The sequence below is a fragment of the Azospirillum himalayense genome (genome assembly GCF_042657465.1).
GTDB classification, from domain to species: domain Bacteria; phylum Pseudomonadota; class Alphaproteobacteria; order Azospirillales; family Azospirillaceae; genus Azospirillum; species Azospirillum himalayense.
This window is the reverse complement of the sequence record NZ_JBHSLC010000122.1, coordinates 1-16,139: the sequence shown is the minus strand read 5'-3', so window position 1 is coordinate 16,139 and position 16,139 is coordinate 1. Positions and strand designations below refer to the sequence as shown.

Sequence of the window (16,139 nt, the reverse complement as noted above, 5' to 3'; positions counted from 1 at the left end):
GGGAAGCGGGAGGGCGGCAGGAAGGGTCAGCGGGCCAGGAGCAGCGAAAGCTCCGGCACGAAGGTGACGAGCATGAGCGAGATGAACAGCGCCACGAAGAGCAGGGTGGACTGCTTCATGAAGTCGGAGATCTTCACCTTGGCGAGATTGCAGACCAGCAGCATCACCGTGCCCACCGGCGGCGTCAGACAGCCGACCGCGAGATTCACGATCACGACGATGCCGAAATGGATCGGGTCGATGCCGAGCTGGTGCACCGTCGGCATCAGCAGCGGGACCATGACGATGAGGATCGCGTTGCCCTCGATCAGCATGCCCAGGAACAGCAGCAGCAGGTTGAGGATGATCAGGAAGACGTACTTGTTGTCGGTCAGCGCCGTGATGAAGGTCGCCAGCTGCTGCGCCGCCTGCTCCAGTGACAGCACCCAGGCCAGGGCCGAGCAGGCCATGATGACCAGCATGACCGAGGAGGTGGCCTTGAAGGTGCCGACCAGGGCGTCCAGCACATGGGCGACGCGCATCTCGCGGTAGATCACGAAACCGATCACCAGGACGATCAGCACCGCCACCGCGCCGGCTTCGGTCGGGGTGAAGATGTTGGCGCGGATGCCGCCGATGATGGCGACCAGCAGGACCAGCACCGGCCAGGCGCCGACCAACGCGCTGGTGGTCTCCGAGGCGGTGGGCCAGCTGTCGCGGGACGGCGGGTAGCCGTTGCGCTTGGACACGATGTAGGCGGCGCCCATCAGCATGATGGCCATGACGATGCCGGGCAGGATGCCGGCCATGAACATGGCGCCGATGGAGACGTCGGCGACGAGGCCGTAGATGATCAGCGCGATGCCCGGCGGGATGATCGGCGTCACCAGCGCGCCCGACGCCGTGACGGCGGCGGCAAAGGCGCGGTTGTAGCCCTTGCGCTCCATCTCCGGCACCAGCATGCGGGTGAGCATGGCGCTGTCGGCGAGGTTGGAGGCACTGACGCCGCCCAGCAGCGTGCTGAGCATGATGTTGGTCAGCGCCATGCCGCCGGTGAGCTTGCCCACCATCAGGTCGGCCACGCGCAGCAGGCGCTTCGCCACGCCGGTGTGGTCCATCAGCGTGCCGAGCAGGATGAAGAAGGGAATCGCCAGGAGGGACAGGTTCTGCGAGGCGCCGATCAGCCGCTGCACCGCGATCTGGTCGGGAACCGGGCTGAAGAACACGAAATAGACAAGAACCGATGCGAAAATTGCAATGTAGATTCGCATGTTCAAAGCGAAAAGACAAAGCATAATAAGAATGATGACGGGCCAGCTCATGGCGCTTCCCCCTTCACGATCACCATGATGTCAATAAAGCAGCGATGCAGAAGATAGGCGACGAGGCCAATCGCACCGACCGGAACGGCAATGTCGATCCAGAACCAGGAGATCTGAAGAATTTCCGTCAGCTTGTATTGGGCGCTCTGGGCCAGCAAGTGACCGAGCCAGCCGGCATAGCCGAGAACCAGGATCGACAGGGCCGAAATGGCCAGATCGACCGCCGCCCGGATGCGGGTGGGCAGCAGGTCCACGAACAGCGGGATGTCGAGATGCTGGCCGTCACGCTCGGCGACGATGGCGCCGATCATGATGATCCAGATCATCAGAAGCCCGGACATCTCCTCGCCCCAATGCAGCGGAGCGTCAAAGAGATAGCGCGCGAACACCGCCACGATGGTCATCACCACCAGACCCGCCAGCGCGGCTCCCGCAATGACCGATGGCAAACGCCGGATCAACTCCATGGCACAATCCTCCAAACGATCCGGGCGGAACGGCAGCCCCGCCCGGATTTACTTATTTCTTACTTCAGATCCTTCTGGATCTGTTCGTACAGGCCGGCCGACCACTTGGGGAACTGGGTGTAGACGACCTTGGTGGCCTCGCGGAACGGCGCCGGGTCCGGCTGGATCACGGTGACGCCAGTCGCCTTCATCTTCTCGATGAACTCGGCGTCCTGCTCGGCAGCCAGCTTCTGGCTGTAGAGGCCGGCCTCATAGCCGGTCTCGTGGACCATCTTCACGACGTCCGCCGGCAGCTTGCTGAAGAAGGCCTCACCGCCGACCCACACCGAAGTGTTGGTCAGATAGCCGACGAGGCTGAGATACTTGGCCTGCTCATGCAGCTTGGCGCCGTACAGCACGGAGATCGGGTTCTCCACGCCGTCGATCAGGCCGGTGGTCAGGGCCGGATAGACCTCGCCCAGCGGCATCGGCGTCGCGGTTGCGCCCATCGCCTCGATCGTCTTGATCTGCATCACGTTGTTCGGGACGCGGATCTTCATGCCCTTGAGGTCTTCGGGCGTGTTGATCGGCTTCTTGGCGAGGATGTGGCGCACGCCGTACAGGTAGTTGGACATGACGATGTGCACGCCCTTCTTGCGCAGCCCTTCGTCCTTCTTCTTGAACCAGTCGCTCTCATAGATCTTGAAGAGCTTCTGGGGGTCGTCGGTCAGGTACGGGCCGAACAGAACGCCGAGATCCGGATCGTAATCCTGCAGGAAGCCGACGTCGGTCAGGGTGATGACGTTCATCCCCATCATCGCCTGTTCCATGACGTCCTTCTTGGCGCCGAGCTGGGAGCTCGGGAACAGCTTCAGGGTGATCTCGCCCTTGCTCTTCTCCTTCAGAAGGTCGGCCCAGTGATGCATCACCCGGTCGAGCGGCTCGCCCGGGTTGTTCTCGTAGGCAACCATGATCTCGGTCTTGGCCATGGCGCCGGACGCGGCACCGATCGACAGCACGCACGCGGCAAGGGCAGACGCCAGAAAGCGCTTCATTATTTCCTCCATAGTGGATGCCGGGGAGCCCGTCTGTGGACGTGGCTCATGGACGGGTCCCGCCAAACATGGCCGGACCCGGCGGCGGGACCGGCACGCCCCGCCGCGGCAGTTCTGAGGATGACGGCGCCCGGCGGGCGCCGGCGGAAGGGTCAGCGCTCGATCATCACCTTGACCGTGGTGTCGCGCTCCTTGGCCCAATAGGGCAGGGCCTTGTCGGCCTCGTCGAAGGGGAAGACCTTGGAGATCAGGTCGTCGGGGGCGTGGCCGAGCGTTTCGAGATAGTGGATGACGGCCTGGAAATCCTCGGAAGTCGCGTTGCGCGACCCCATGATGTCCAGCTCCTTCAGGTTGAAGAACTGCGTCTTGTAGGACACCGGCTCCTTGGCGTAGCCGATGTAGACGACGCGGCCGGCAAAGGACACGAGGTCGATGGCCTGGGTGAAGGTGGCGGGCAGGCCGACCGCCTCGATCACCACGTCGGCACCGTCGCCGTTGGTCAGTTCCATGACGCGGGCGGCCACGTCCTCCTTGCCGGCGTCGATGGTGTGGGCGGCGCCGTAGCGGCGGGCCAGACCGGTCTTCGCCTCACCGATATCGACCGCGATCACCGTGGCGCCGCGATGGACGGAACCGGCGATGGCGCCCATGCCGATCATGCCGCAGCCCAGGACCAGAACGGTGTCGGCCGCTTCGACGCGCCCGCGCGCCGCGGCGTGGAAGCCGACCGACAGCGGCTCGACCAGCGCCAGATGGCGCGGCGCCAGCGTGTCGTTCAGGATCAGCTTGCCGTAGGGCAGGACGATGCGCTCCGCCAAGCCGCCGTTCTGCTGCACGCCCAGCGTGCGGTTGCTGCGGCAGGCGTTGACCCGGCCCTTGCGGCAGGACGGGCAGGTGCCGCAGGCGGTGTAGGGAATGACGATGGCGCGCCGGCCCACGGTGTACTCGGCCGGAACGCCCTCACCCACTGCGGCGATCTCGCCGCCGATCTCGTGGCCGGGAATGCGCGGCAGGGAAACCAGCGGGTTCAGTCCTTTGAAGGTGCTGAGGTCGCTGCCGCACAGGGCGACGTGGCGGATGGCCAGGAGCACCTCGCCGGGGCCGGGGGTCGGCTCCGCCACCTCGTGGATCGCGCAGACGTCCACGCCTTCGATCATCAGTGCTTTCACAGGTGAGTCCTTTTTTAGGAAGCGGACGTGTTCAGGGCGTGGGCGTAGCCGACGGCTGCGCCTCCTGGTTGAACACGCTCTCGCTGAAATGGAAGTGTGCGTTGCTGGCCTCGACGGCCTTCTCGACGGAGCGCTCGCGCAGCGCTGCGATGATCTGGCGATGATAATCGACCGTGGTCGGCCCGATCACCGCGTTGCTCTTGCCGATCTCCATGTAATAGATCATCGGCTGCGACATCGCCTGATACATCTTTTGCAACATGGAGTTGCGGGAGGCGGCGACGATGGCGGCGTGGAAGCGGAAGTCCACCTCCGCCGCCTCGCGCACCGTCAACTGGTGCTCCATGTCTTCGGCCAGACGGTTGAGCCCGTCGATCTCCGCATCGGTGATGTGCCGGACCACTTCGGGCAGCACGCCGATCTCGATGATCCGGCGGAATTGCAAGACTTCCCGGCAGGTCTTGATGCTGCGATCGAAGCATTGATCGAGAATACGGAACATCGCCTCGATGTCTGGCCTGCTGACGCGCGGGCCACGCTGCGTCTTTTCGACCAAGCCGTAAGCTTCGAGGAAGATGATGACTTCGCGGATGGTGTTGCGGCTGACGCCGAACCGTTCCGCCAACAGCCGCTCATTGGGCAGGAGATCGCCGGGCTGATAGCGCTCGGGGATCTCCTTGCGAAGCTCTTCGAAGATGGCCTTGACGGTTGAGACGCCGTTCATGATCGCGCCGCCTGAGTTTGGTCCAACAATTGGACAGCTGACGGCGAACGATAGCACCGCGCCTCAGAGCGGAAAACGGCAAAAAGAGTCACAAAATGTCGGAAACAGCGCTGTTAACGCATGAAGTCAAATTTTTGCACCGCATCATCGTGCCGTGCGGCGCCTTGCTCCCCATATCTCTCCTGATTGTCTCCTGCGCCCCGAAAAATACAACCTTGGGTGTTGGTGTGTGCCCACTCGACCGTCGGGCGCGCCCGGTTGATGCATCCCGCTTGCTTATCCCCCTGGAATGCGATAACAGGGCGCGGCGCGCACGAATGGGGGCGCGGGCGGGCCGGGAATGGCCGGTCGGCGGCTTGGCCGCACCCCGAGAAAGTTGTTGCAATCCGATGCGGCGCCGCGTAACGTCCCGCTTAGGAAAGCAAGGTAATTCAATGAGTTGGGCTTTCGTGCCCGGTTCATTCGAACGATGAAGTCGCGGTCGTGGCGGAATTGGTAGACGCGCAGCGTTGAGGTCGCTGTGGCAGAAATGCTGTGGAAGTTCGAGTCTTCTCGACCGCACCATCCCTATCGTCGGCGCATCGCCGGGCGAAAACGAAAATCGGGGCCTTCTCAGGCCCCTTTTTCATGCCCGCATGACGCGGGCATCACCCTTCATCCCCCTGTCATTCCTCAAGGGTCCAGTTTCCGGCGGTCCGGCAGGTGCGGAGCGGCGTCCCGGCGTCCCGCCCAGCCGGGGTGGTCACGACGTGGGTCAGGCCGAAGCACAGGCGCCCACGGTCCTTCGGATCGGCGATGCGGCCGGTCACGGTGATCCGTCCGGATCGCAACCCGTCTCCCGACATCCACTCCAGGCCCGTCGCCGCCCGCTCCGTGCCCGACGCGGCGAGTGCGCCGAGGAAGGCTCCGGCGACCTGCGGCTGGTCGTCATGATTCATGCGCAAGCGGGTGGCGTTGCTCCAGCCCGGTCCGACCAGCAGTTCCGGAGTCCGGAGATTGACGGCCACCCGATCGGCGGCGATGGCCACCGCCAGATCCAGCGGGTCCTCGGGCGCCACCCCCGGCGGCGTGTCGATCAGCCCGGTCAGGCTGGCGAGCCCGGTCCGCGTGCCTTCGCCCATCTTGCCGTCGATGGCCCCGTCGTAGCGCCCCAGCCGGGCGAGCGCCCGCTGCGCCGCCATGATCCGCTCCTCCGGCGTCAGGACTCGCGGGGCGGGCATCGGCGCGCGGCCCTCGGTGATCGCCTCCACGTCCAGCCGGTGGTTCAGCCGGCTGAAACCCGGCCCGCCGTTCCACCAGGTCAGCAGGCCGAGATGGAGCACCGCGGCGGCGGACAGCAGGACGAGCGGCCAGGACCCCTGGTCCGGGGCGCGGACCGGCCCGCCGAAGACCGCGCCCAGAGCCCCGCGGACCACCCCGCGCACCAGCATCCACAGACCCAGCCCGATGGTGATGGGAAGCCCGATGTCCCAGCCCAGCCGCAGCGCCGCCGGGGCGGGCTGTTCCGGCGTCGCGCCGGTCAGCAGGGCCGGGCCGTCCACCCCCGCCACCAGCAGCAGGACCAGGGCGAGCAGCCCCGCCGCGACGATCCAGGTCCGCGCCACGGCGGTGCGGCTGGTCTCGGCGAAGCGCTCCGCCAAAACGGCGGCGATCTCCGTCACGAAGGCGGGGCTGACGCATCCCTCATGGTCGGCCACGATCGCCGCGGTGTCCGGCTCCCGACCGTTGAGCACCGCTTCGGCGACGGAGCGGGTCAGGCGGTAGGCGCCGGCCAGGGCAAAGGCGTCGGCGGGCGGCAACGCCGCGATGCGCGCCAGAACCGGGGCCAGCACGGTGTCCAGGAAGGGGGGGAGGGGGGCGGAGTCGCCGTCCGGCCCGACGGTCTCCACCTCGAACGGCACGCCATCGCAGTCCCAGGACAGCGCGACCACCGTCAGCGTGCCGCTGCGCTGGTAGAGGAGCTGCGTGCCGGAATGGCGCACCGTGGCGGGTGCGGGGTTGGCGAGCGCGGCGAAACCGGCGAAGCCGGCCTCTTCCAGCGCCATGCGGACCGCCGCCGGGGCGTCCGGTGGCGCGGTCAGGCTGTAGGAGGGATGGGCGGTCAGGCGGGGGTGGTGGATGTGGGTGAACTGCCCGACCCCGCCGCAGGATTCGCAGGCGACCACCCCGTCGCCGGTGCAGACCGGGCAGCGGTGCTGGCCGCGCCCGCCGCAGTCCGGGCAGTCCGGCGCCTCGGCCGTCGCGCTGTGGGTGCAGCGGATCTTGCCGCCGCGGCAGCCGTCGCCGCCGCAGGCCCGCACCCCGCCGCCGTTGCAGCCGGTGCAGACCTCATGCAGGTAGTAGGGGCCGCGCAGCGAGGGGAGCGGCGGCAACGGCTCTTCCGCCGCGGCCATCGCCTCGACCCGCTCGTCCAGAGGGCCGAGCAGCGTGGCGAAGCGGTGGGCCGTCTCCAGCGAGGCGGCCTCGGCGTCCAGGTCGCGGGCCAGCGTCGCGTTCAACTCGGCGGCGTTGCGGCAGTAGATGGCGAAGCGCACCATTTCCGCGCCCAGCCGGACCTCCACCTCCGTCGCCCAATCGATGCTCAGGGTCAGGTGGGCGCCGACCATCACCTCGCGCTGCTGGGCTTGCCGAAGCGTCACCCCTTCCGGCGCCGGGACGTTGCCGGAGGCCGCACGGCGCAGCCGCCGGATCAGGGCGGTCTGCGGAACGGCCGCAGCGGGGGCGGGCTGGTGACGATCGTCCGGAGACGTATCGCCTGGGGCCAGATCACCGGGCCCCGGTTGGAGTGGACCAAGGCCGTTCCGGTCGAAGTCGAGGCTGTCGGGCATGGGGCGTGCGTGTCCGCGAACAGGGGCGCCGGCACTGGAAATAGGCCGCGGACGCCGGAACGGAAGATCAGGCGGCGACGTCCGGCGCAGGGCCGCCACCGGTCGGCGCCCGGTCGTCGGACTCACGGTCTCCGAAGTCCAGCTCCTCGGACGCGTTGCCGGAGGTTGGTGTGTCCGCGAGGCCGGTCGGAGCCGGCGCGTGGCGGACCCAGCGGCGGCCCTCCATGGCGAATCCGTGATCGCGGAACCACAGCCGCTCCGCCTCGTCGGCGGCGCGGAACAGCACCAGCGTCCAGCCGTCGCGGTCCTGCGTCCCGTCACTGCCATCGTCGGGCATCGCGTAGGGCTGGAGCGAATAGGGGAAGTCGTCGCGGGTCACTGCATACCCCCCGTATTGGAGCCGCCGGAGCCCGATGGCCGCGTCGGGGCGGGCGGGTCTTCAGGCCCGTCTCCCTCGATCGGTTCCAGGTCGCTTTCGGCGGCGTATTTGATGAGACGGCCATCGGCCAGACGGATGTCGTAGGTCGGCTCACCGGCAAGGGTTCGTGCGACGACGAGAGCCTCCTGGCCCGCAAACCTCACCCGTGTTCCCAACCGCAGCATCCCGCCCCCGACTGTGTCTTGATCGTCGTCGCAGGCTAAGGATTCGGCCGGGGGTGTGCTGTGTCAAAAACCGGACGCCAAAGGAGCAGGGCTGTGCTTGCGGGGTTCTCCCCTTGCGGGGCTTGGTGCGCCGGGCCCTTTGCGCTGTTGATGATGCAAAAGGACAGGTGTGGTGCAACGATGGAGGTGTTCATGCCCGCACAGCAGGACAACGGCAACCGGAAGCCGTCCGTCATCGATCTGGTGACCGATCCCGAGAAGTTCGATCAATGGCAGCGCCAGCGGGAACGCGACGAGGCATCGGACGGGAACCGTGGCCGTGAACCGGACCGCGGCCGGCCCGAGGCGCCCAGCGGGCGGGACTGACGGGGCTCGAATGGTCGTCCGCGGATTGAACGACGCCGGCTCTATGGTCGGTGCCGACTCCATGGTCGGTGTTTGATCGGGCGGTTACTCCGCGGCCTCCCGGGACGTTGGCGCCTCCACTGGAATGCCCAGCGGAGCGCCGCAATGGAACTGCATGAGCCGGCGCTCGACACGGATCAGGTAAGCGCGCGCGTCCAAGCCCACGGGGCTGCGGCTGTGTTCGCGGACGAGCCTGATCGCGCGACAGGCGTGACCGCATTCCGGTGTGGCAAACTGGCACAAAACGATCGTCCGCCGAAAAGAGTGGGTCCCAAAGTATTACTCCTTTTGACAGGTAGCGTCGAGTGTCGGTTGCGACTCGAGTTCAATGTCACAACGTGCCGTTCAGCGGGGGGATGGTCCGGCACCACGCAGTTAGCATACAGTAGTATGCAGCTTGGGATTTGGATGTCCTGCCATCGCAGGCCAAGCAATGGTTGCGGGGTCAGCCCGCTGCCCCTGGAGTGCCCTCGGTCCGCGCGCCGGTCTGCGCGCCTTCCAGAACCGCCAGATACTCCAAAAGCCGTTCCAGCGTCTCGGTCGGCATTCCGACGGAGGGGACGTCGTTGCGCTTGGCGGCCTTCAGCGCGGTGCGGAGCAGGGTGCGGTCGATGTCGGTTAAACCGGCCATGATGATGACGTGCGTGTGAAGCGACGATACGCAACCTGTATCATCAAGACGCGCAACCATGCCACGCCCAATCGGAAGGCAGGCGCACGAAACGGCGGAGACCGCACAAGCGCCGCCGGTCATCCCGAACAGGTGTGCGCTTCCCACCGCTCTCTGTCACATCCTGGTGACACGGAGCGCCATACTTTTGCCGCGACGCCGAAGAGTATAGGTATCCCTTTTCCCGGTTCGCCGGGGCTGCCGCCTTTTGCCAACACGAGATTTCGAACGGTGATGCAGATTCCCTCCGCTTTCCACCGCCGGGCCGGCCGGCTCCTGGCAGCCCTGATGCTGTATGGCGCGCTCGTCGTGGGCGCCGTCGTCCCATCGGCCCTGGCCCAGTCCGCGGCTCCGGCGGCTGAGGCGGCGGCGGATTTCAAGACGAAGCTGCCGCAATGGCAGAACGCCTTGGAGCGGGCCGCCAACCGAATCGCGGGCGGCGATCTGGCGAACACCGAATACGAGACCCTGCGCGCCGATCTGGCGAAAATCCAGCACGAGGTCCGGGAAGCCGGCGCGGCGGCGGCGGCGGCCCGTGACACCGCGCAGCGGATGCTGGACGCGCTGGGTCCCCCGCCGGCCCAAGGCGCCCCTCCGGAGGAAGCGGGGATCGCCGCGGAGCGCAAGCGCCTGACCCAGACCATCGGCGAGGCGGAGGGGCGGACCAAGCAGACCGAGCTGATCGTCACCCGCGCCGACATCCTGTTGCGCACCGCCGCCGACCAGCGCATGACGCAGCTCACCGAGCAGATCGTCCGGCGCGGCCCGGTGCCGCTGCTGCCCGCCACCTGGGCCGCCCTGCCCGAGCAGACGGCCTATGTGCAGGAGCGCATGGCGCGGGCTTTCGGCATCGTGATGGGCGACGACGAGTGGCGCGGCCGACTCTACGGTCTGGGCGCGCTCGCCGCCGTTCTGTTCCTGGTCGCTTGGCCGGTGCGCCGGGTCCTGCTGCGCCGCTACGGCCACCGCAACCTGGAGGAGCGGCCGAGCTACCGCCAGCGCGTGGTGGCGATGGCGGTGGAGGCGCTGGCCCGCTGCCTAGTGCCGCTGGTGCCGACGCTGGTGCTGAGCGGCGCCCTGGTCGGGCTGCTGCGCGACGCCGCCGATGCCGGGCCGCTGACCGCGCTGGTGGTCGGGGTGTCGGGCGGCCTGACCGCCTATTTCCTGGTCACCGGAGTCGCCCGCGCCACCCTGGCGCCCGACCATCCGTCCTGGCAGCTCGCCAACCTCGACCCGGACAGCGCGCGCCGACTGGTGCGCCGCGTCCCGCTCGTCATGATCGGGCTGGCCCTGGCCGGCACCGGCATCGCCCTGTCGGAGGGCATGTTCACCCCGCCGGAGCTGCGGTCGATCACCGGCTTCGGCACCATGGCGCTGATCGCCGTGTCGCTGCTGTTCCTCTACCCCGATCACCTCTGGCTGGCCGCCCCGCCGCCGGAGGCCGAGGCGACCGACGATTGCGGATGCCCGGAACCGACGCCCGGGGGCGCAGTGGACGTCACCCTGCCGCCGCCGGCCGCCACCCCCACCGAGGCGGAGACGGACGACGCGCCGCCGGCCCGCCCACGGGTCGTCGGGTTGCGGCTGCGGCTGCTGATCGGCGCGGTGGCGCTCGCCTCGCTGGTGGCCTCGGGCTCCGGCTATCTGGTGGGCGCGATCTACGCCTCGAAGCTGATGCTGACCACGCTCATCATCGGCGGTGTCCTGCTGGTGGCGCGCGGCGTCCTGCGCGAGCTGCTGTGCGTCCTGCTGGAGCGCGGCAGCGGGCAGGTGGCCGAGGTGCGCGACATCGTGATCGCCACCGACCGCGGCCGGCGGATGCTGGGGCAGGCCGGGCGGACGGTGATCGACGGGCTGCTGCTGACCGTGGCCGCCTTCTTCCTGCTGCCGCTGACCGGCATGACCCTGTCGGAGATGAAGGGGCTGGCCGACGGCTTCCTCAGCGGCGTCACGGTGGGCGGCGTGCGCATCGCGCCGGGCGACATCATGTCGGCGCTGATGGTGCTGGGCGTCGTCGTCGCGGTGACCCGCTTCATCCAGCGCCAGCTCGACGAGCGCATCCTCGGCCGCGTCAACATGGACGACGGCGTGCGCAACTCCATCCGCATGGGGGTGGGCTATCTCGGCACCACCATGGCGGTGCTGATGTCGGTCGGCACGCTGGGGCTCGACCTGTCCAGCCTCGCCATGATCGCCTCGGCCCTGTCGGTCGGTATCGGTTTCGGCCTGCAGAACGTCGTCAGCAATTTCATCTCCGGCCTGATCATGCTGGTGGAACGGCCGGTGAAGGTGGGCGACTGGGTGGTCGTCAACGGGCTGGAGGGCACCGTGCGCCGCATCAGCGTGCGCGCGACGGAGATCCAGACCTTCCAGCGCGCCTCCGTCATCATCCCGAACTCGGAATTCATCTCCAAGTCGGTGGTCAACTGGACGCTGAAGGACAAGACCACCCGCATCGAGATCAAGGTCCGCATCACCTACGACACCGACGCCCGGCAGGTCTACGCGCTGCTGCTGCGGATCGGCTACGGCCACGCCCAGGTGCTGCGCAACCCGGAGCCGGTGGTGATGTTCCGCGACTTCGGGCCGAGCGGGCCGGAGTTCGAGCTGCGCTGCTTCGTCGCCAACACCGAGCACATCATCCCGGTGCGCAACGAGTTGCGCATGCGCATCCTGGAGCAGTTCCGCGAGCAGGGCATCCAGATGCCCTTCGACCAGCAGACCGTCCACATGCCGAAGGTCGAGGCGATGCTGGAGGTTCTCCTGGCCGAGCGCCGCGCCCAGGCCGGCGGCGTGCCGGAGCTTCAGGTGGTCGCCGATGGCGGCAAGGTCGTGCCGCTGGCCGACACGCTCAGCGACCGCGGGCCGCGCACCGCCACCTGACGGGGCGGCCCGCAGAGTGTCGTCAGAGCGGCGGCTCCGCCGGCTTGCGGCGCCGAAGCGGAGTCACTTTGGGCGGGGGCGCCGCGGACTCGGGGAGGGGTTGCCAGCCGGCGATGGCGCGCACGCAGCGCAGCGCTTCCGGGTTGTTGGCGAAGACCGGGAACAGCCGGCGCAGTTCCACCACGGCGGACCATTCCCCGCGGTCGTGGAAGGCCCGGCGGATCGTTTCGGCTTCGCTCTCGCTGACGGTGAACATGGCGCCAGAGTGCTCCGCGGGCCGGTGGCGCGCAAGTCGTCTCGGCGCCGGAAACAGCCCTTTGCCGCGGGGGGCGTGGCCTGTCAAGGAAAGTTGTTCACAGGCGGACACATCCTTCGCTTGACTCCGCTTGCGGGGCAGGGCAGCCGCCGGAAGAAGGCCGAAATCGCGTGCCAAGCGCGAAAAATCCTTGATCGGCGCGGTTTTCTAATGTGCCCAAAAATAAGGCATTTCTGCCGGACCCCTTGAGGGGCCGCCTGTCCCTTCGGTTACCCCTCGATTCGCCAACAGAGTTATCCACAGAATCTGGGGATATCCGAAATATTGACATATCAGTCAGGCCGATTCATCCGGCCCCCCGTCAGGTCGGGCGACGAATCAGCCGCACCGCCCCGATGCCCAGCAGCGCGGTCATCACGCCGCCGAACAGGAACAGGGCAGGCAGGCCGACCTGATGGGCGACCGCCCCATAGACCACCGGCCCGATCCCTTGCCCCAGGAAGAAGGAAGAGGCGAAGAGGGCGAGCGCCGACCCGCGCGCCGTTGCCGACAGCTCGGTCGCCTGGGTCTGCATGGTGTTGTGCAGCATGTAGAAGCCGAATCCGGCGACCAGGAACAGCAGGGACACCACCGGCCAGGGCACCGGGGCGAGCATCGCCAGATAGGCCCCGCCGGCCACCAGACCGCCGGCCCCCATCATTCCCCATTGGCCGAGCGTGTCGAGCAGGCGCCGCACGATGAAACTGTAGACGACTCCGCCGATGGCGAAGGCGGCGAGCGTCACCCCGGCCTCGAAGGCGCCCTCCGCCCCGTGGCGGGCCAGCATGGGAGCGACGAAGGGGAAGACACCGAAGATCAGCAGCCCTTCCGCCGCCACCGTCGCGAAGACCCAGACCGACACCGGATTCGCCAGGACGGAGGCGTAGCGCGCCCGCGCGTCGGCCACGGACAGGGGATGCCGCTCTTCCCGCTCACCCCGCAGGACCAGGAAGGCGGTCAGCGCGATCATGCCGGTCACCACCGCCGCCAGGGCGAAGACGGTGCGCCAGCCCGCCACCTCCGACAGGGCGCCGGCCACCGCGGAGCCGGACATCTGGCCGAGGATCACCGCCAGCAGGAAGCGGCTGATGGCGAACTGCCGCTCCGTGTAGACCACCCGGTCGCCGATCAGCGCCATGGAGGCCGGGATGATCCCCCCGGCGAAGGCGCCGGCCAGCATCCGCGAGGCCAGCACGGTGTAGTAGCCGGGCGCCACCGCCGACAGCGCCACGCCGATGGTCAGGACGACCAGCGACAGCCGGATCAGCCGCGTCTTGCCGATGGCGTCGCCCACCGGCCCCAGGATCAACTGCATCGCCGCGTAGGGCAGCGTGTAGGCGGAGGAGAGCAGGGCAGCCTCGGCCACGCCGATTCCGAGGTCCGACGCGATGACGGTCAGCATCGGGTCGGTGGTCCGCAGGGAGAAGGCGCTCGCGAAACCGGCGAGGCCGAGCATCAGGATGAGAAGGCGCATGGGAGGGCGTCGGCCGGTCTATGGTCTGGGGCAGGCGGGGGGACAACCCTAAAGCAGACGCACCCGTCCGACGCACGGCAAGATGGCCATGGCACCCATGCGCGTGCATGATCCGACACGCCTCGACCGTCGTATAGAACAAGGCCCTACAGACCAGCGCCGCCGAACGGGAGACCGCCATGCTGACGATCCGCGATACCGCCCAATCCGCCGCCGTGATGCTGTCCGCCGTCCTGATGCTGTCCGCGGCCGCCCCCGGCACCGCGGCGGCAGCCGACGCGCTCGACTGGGCGGCGCTGCCCCTGCCGGCCATCGACGGCGGTACGCTCGCGCCCGATGCCTTCCGGGGCAAGGCGGTGCTGGTGGTCAACACGGCGTCGCAATGCGGCTACACCGGCCAGTATGAGGGGCTGCAGAAGCTCTGGGCCGGACGGCGCGACCGCGGGCTGGTCGTGCTGGGGGTGCCGAGCAACGATTTCGGCGGGCAGGAGCCCGGCAGCAACGCCCAGGTCGCGTCCTTCTGCGAACTCAACTACGGCGTGGACTTTCCCCTGATGGAGAAGCAGTCCGTCACCGGACCGCAGGCCCATCCGCTCTACCGCTGGGCGGCGGCGGTCACCGGGCCGCAGGGTGTGCCGCGCTGGAACTTCCACAAGATTCTGATCGGCCGCGACGGACGGCTGGTGGAATGGTTCGGCAGCTCGGTTACGCCGGAGTCCGCCACGCTGACCGCGGCGGTGGACAAGGCGCTGGCCTCCTCCTCTCCGACGCAGTAAGTGCATGGACGCGCTGCCCTTCGATGATCGCCGGGCCTCGGTCGTCCGGCTGCTGTCCTACGGCGGGTTGCTTCCCTTCGTCGGCGGCACCGCGCTGGCCTGGATGACGGAGGGCGACGGGCAGGCCGCCGTGGTTCGGGCGGTGGTCGTCTACGCGGTGTCGATCCTGTCCTTCATCGGCGCCATCCACTGGGGCCGCGTCCTCGCGGGGCAGGATGGGGCAGGTCGGGACGGCGAGACGAGCGGGCCGGCGTGGCTGGCCTGGGGAGTCGCGCCGTCGCTGCTGGGGTGGGGTGCCACCCTGCTGCCGTCCGGTCTGACGGTGCCGGCGCTGATCCTGTCCTTCCTGCTCGCCTGGGCGGTGGACCGCAGCGCGGCGGCGGACGGACGCTATCCCCGCTGGTTCGGCACGCTGCGGACGCGGCTGACCATCGTCGTCTGCCTGACGCTCGCCGCGCTCATCCCGCTGGCTGCGTGACCGCTTCGCGATGCGGCACCAGCGCCGCGGCCTTCAGCAGCACCTCCGGCCCGGCGCCGGGCAGATGGGCGTTCTCGCTGATGTGGCGCCGCCACGCGCGGGCGCCGGGCAGGCCCTGGAACAGCCCCAGCATGTGCCGGGTGATCGCCGACAGCGGCGCCCCCTGGCGCATCCGCTCCTCGGCGTAGGCCGCCATGGCCTCGACCACCGCGTAGCGGTCGGGGCCGGGCTCCCCGCCGAACAGGCGGCGGTCGGCGTCGGCCAGGATGTAAGGCGTCTCGTAGGCCGCACGCCCGATCATCACGCTGTCCAGCGTGGCGAGATGCCCTTCCGCCTCGTCCAGGGTGCGGATGCCGCCGTTGATGGCGATGGTGAGCTGCGGGTTCTCCCGCTTCAGCCGGTGCACGAGGTCGTAGCGCAGCGGCGGGATGTCCCGGTTCTCCTTGGGGCTGAGACCCTTCAGCCACGCCTTGCGGGCGTGCACGATGAAGTGGGTGCAGCCGGCGGCGGACACGGTGCGGACGAAATGGTCCAGCGTCGGCCATTCCTCCATCTCGTCGATGGCGATCCGCGACTTCACGGTAACGGGGATCGACACCGCCTCGCGCATGGCGCCGACCAGCCGGGCGACCAGATCGGGCTCGGCCATCAGGCAGGCGCCGAAGCGGCCCGACTGCACGCGGTCGCTCGGGCAGCCGACGTTCAGGTTGACCTCGTCATAGCCCCACTCCTCGGCGATGCGGGCGCAGGCGGCCAGCTCCGCCGGGTCCGACCCGCCGAGCTGGAGCGCCACCGGATGCTCCGCCGCGTCGTAGCCGAGCAGCCGCTCGCGGTCGCCGTGCAGCACGGCGCCGGTGGTGACCATCTCGGTGTAGAGCAGCGTGTTCTTCGACAGCAGGCGAAGGAAGCTCCGGCAATGGCGGTCCGTCCAGTCCATCATCGGGGCTATGCTCAGCGGGATCGCTTGTGATATCAACTGCCTAGGCTCCATTGCGCCGGTCATCCCGGCTTTCCTCGCTCTCGTATTGACCA

Annotated in this window: 15 protein-coding genes and 1 tRNA gene; 5 read left to right on the top strand and 11 right to left on the bottom strand. The window is 68.2% G+C overall.

Annotated features, from left to right (window positions below):
• Window positions 1-26: 26 nt before the first annotated feature.
• From ACFPMG_RS34345 to ACFPMG_RS34325, 5 genes are all read right to left on the bottom strand, one after another.
• Window positions 27-1,274, bottom strand: coding sequence for a TRAP transporter large permease (locus tag ACFPMG_RS34345; RefSeq protein ID WP_282184009.1), 1,248 nt, complete (start codon window positions 1,272-1,274; stop codon window positions 27-29).
• Window positions 1,275-1,297: 23 nt separating this feature from the next.
• Window positions 1,298-1,768: a TRAP transporter small permease gene (locus tag ACFPMG_RS34340; RefSeq protein ID WP_377000550.1), complete on the bottom strand. Its 471-nt coding sequence runs from the start codon at window positions 1,766-1,768 to the stop codon at window positions 1,298-1,300.
• Window positions 1,769-1,827: 59 nt separating this feature from the next.
• Window positions 1,828-2,802: a C4-dicarboxylate TRAP transporter substrate-binding protein gene (locus ACFPMG_RS34335; protein WP_377000548.1), complete on the bottom strand. Its 975-nt coding sequence runs from the start codon at window positions 2,800-2,802 to the stop codon at window positions 1,828-1,830.
• A 152-nt stretch (window positions 2,803-2,954) separates the two neighbouring features.
• The gene (locus ACFPMG_RS34330; RefSeq protein WP_377000546.1) at window positions 2,955-3,971 is read right to left on the bottom strand and encodes a zinc-binding alcohol dehydrogenase family protein; all 1,017 of its coding nucleotides are present in this window, start codon (window positions 3,969-3,971) and stop codon (window positions 2,955-2,957) included.
• A 31-nt stretch (window positions 3,972-4,002) separates the two neighbouring features.
• The gene (locus tag ACFPMG_RS34325; RefSeq protein ID WP_377000544.1) at window positions 4,003-4,695 is read right to left on the bottom strand and encodes a FadR/GntR family transcriptional regulator; all 693 of its coding nucleotides are present in this window, start codon (window positions 4,693-4,695) and stop codon (window positions 4,003-4,005) included.
• 477 nt (window positions 4,696-5,172) lie between these two features.
• Here ACFPMG_RS34325 and ACFPMG_RS34320 point away from each other — a divergent pair.
• Window positions 5,173-5,259, top strand: a tRNA-Leu gene (locus ACFPMG_RS34320).
• Between the two features lie 101 nt (window positions 5,260-5,360).
• Here the strand turns inward: ACFPMG_RS34320 and ACFPMG_RS34315 are convergent.
• Both ACFPMG_RS34315 and ACFPMG_RS34310 read right to left on the bottom strand, forming a co-directional pair.
• The gene (locus ACFPMG_RS34315; protein ID WP_377000542.1) at window positions 5,361-7,523 is read right to left on the bottom strand and encodes a hypothetical protein; all 2,163 of its coding nucleotides are present in this window, start codon (window positions 7,521-7,523) and stop codon (window positions 5,361-5,363) included.
• Between the two features lie 67 nt (window positions 7,524-7,590).
• Window positions 7,591-7,902 carry a hypothetical protein gene (locus ACFPMG_RS34310; protein ID WP_377000540.1) on the bottom strand — a complete coding sequence of 104 codons (312 nt, stop codon included), beginning with the start codon at window positions 7,900-7,902 and terminating at the stop codon, window positions 7,591-7,593.
• Window positions 7,903-8,318: 416 nt separating this feature from the next.
• Between ACFPMG_RS34310 and ACFPMG_RS34305 the strand changes: the two genes are divergently transcribed.
• Window positions 8,319-8,492: a hypothetical protein gene (locus ACFPMG_RS34305; RefSeq protein ID WP_377000538.1), complete on the top strand. Its 174-nt coding sequence runs from the start codon at window positions 8,319-8,321 to the stop codon at window positions 8,490-8,492.
• A gap of 484 nt (window positions 8,493-8,976) precedes the next feature.
• Here the strand turns inward: ACFPMG_RS34305 and ACFPMG_RS34300 are convergent, their stop codons facing one another.
• Window positions 8,977-9,162 (bottom strand): hypothetical protein, encoded by a 186-nt coding sequence (locus tag ACFPMG_RS34300; RefSeq protein ID WP_377000536.1) that lies wholly within the window; start codon window positions 9,160-9,162, stop codon window positions 8,977-8,979.
• A gap of 273 nt (window positions 9,163-9,435) precedes the next feature.
• Here ACFPMG_RS34300 and ACFPMG_RS34295 point away from each other — a divergent pair, with 273 nt between their 5' ends.
• Window positions 9,436-12,084, top strand: a complete 2,649-nt coding sequence (locus ACFPMG_RS34295) for a DUF3772 domain-containing protein (RefSeq protein WP_377000534.1) — start codon at window positions 9,436-9,438, stop codon at window positions 12,082-12,084.
• A gap of 22 nt (window positions 12,085-12,106) precedes the next feature.
• Here the strand turns inward: ACFPMG_RS34295 and ACFPMG_RS34290 are convergent, their stop codons facing one another.
• Together ACFPMG_RS34290 and ACFPMG_RS34285 are read right to left on the bottom strand one after the other, a co-directional pair.
• The gene (locus ACFPMG_RS34290; RefSeq protein ID WP_200477109.1) at window positions 12,107-12,340 is read right to left on the bottom strand and encodes a hypothetical protein; all 234 of its coding nucleotides are present in this window, start codon (window positions 12,338-12,340) and stop codon (window positions 12,107-12,109) included.
• A 361-nt stretch (window positions 12,341-12,701) separates the two neighbouring features.
• A complete protein-coding gene (locus ACFPMG_RS34285; RefSeq protein WP_377000532.1) occupies window positions 12,702-13,853 on the bottom strand; it encodes an MFS transporter in 1,152 nt (383 codons plus the stop codon).
• A 179-nt stretch (window positions 13,854-14,032) separates the two neighbouring features.
• On the opposite strand from ACFPMG_RS34285, the gene ACFPMG_RS34280 reads away from it, so the two are divergent.
• Together ACFPMG_RS34280 and ACFPMG_RS34275 are read left to right on the top strand one after the other, a co-directional pair.
• The gene (locus ACFPMG_RS34280; protein ID WP_377000530.1) at window positions 14,033-14,629 is read left to right on the top strand and encodes a glutathione peroxidase; all 597 of its coding nucleotides are present in this window, start codon (window positions 14,033-14,035) and stop codon (window positions 14,627-14,629) included.
• Window positions 14,630-14,633: 4 nt separating this feature from the next.
• Entirely contained in the window at window positions 14,634-15,107 is a 474-nt protein-coding gene (locus ACFPMG_RS34275; protein ID WP_377000528.1) for a DUF3429 domain-containing protein, read from the top strand.
• Here ACFPMG_RS34275 and dusA read toward each other — a convergent pair.
• Window positions 15,088-16,047: a tRNA dihydrouridine(20/20a) synthase DusA gene (gene dusA / locus ACFPMG_RS34270; RefSeq protein ID WP_377000526.1), complete on the bottom strand. Its 960-nt coding sequence runs from the start codon at window positions 16,045-16,047 to the stop codon at window positions 15,088-15,090. The two genes, ACFPMG_RS34275 and dusA, sit on opposite strands and share 20 nt — an antisense overlap.
• Window positions 16,048-16,139 lie beyond the last annotated feature (92 nt).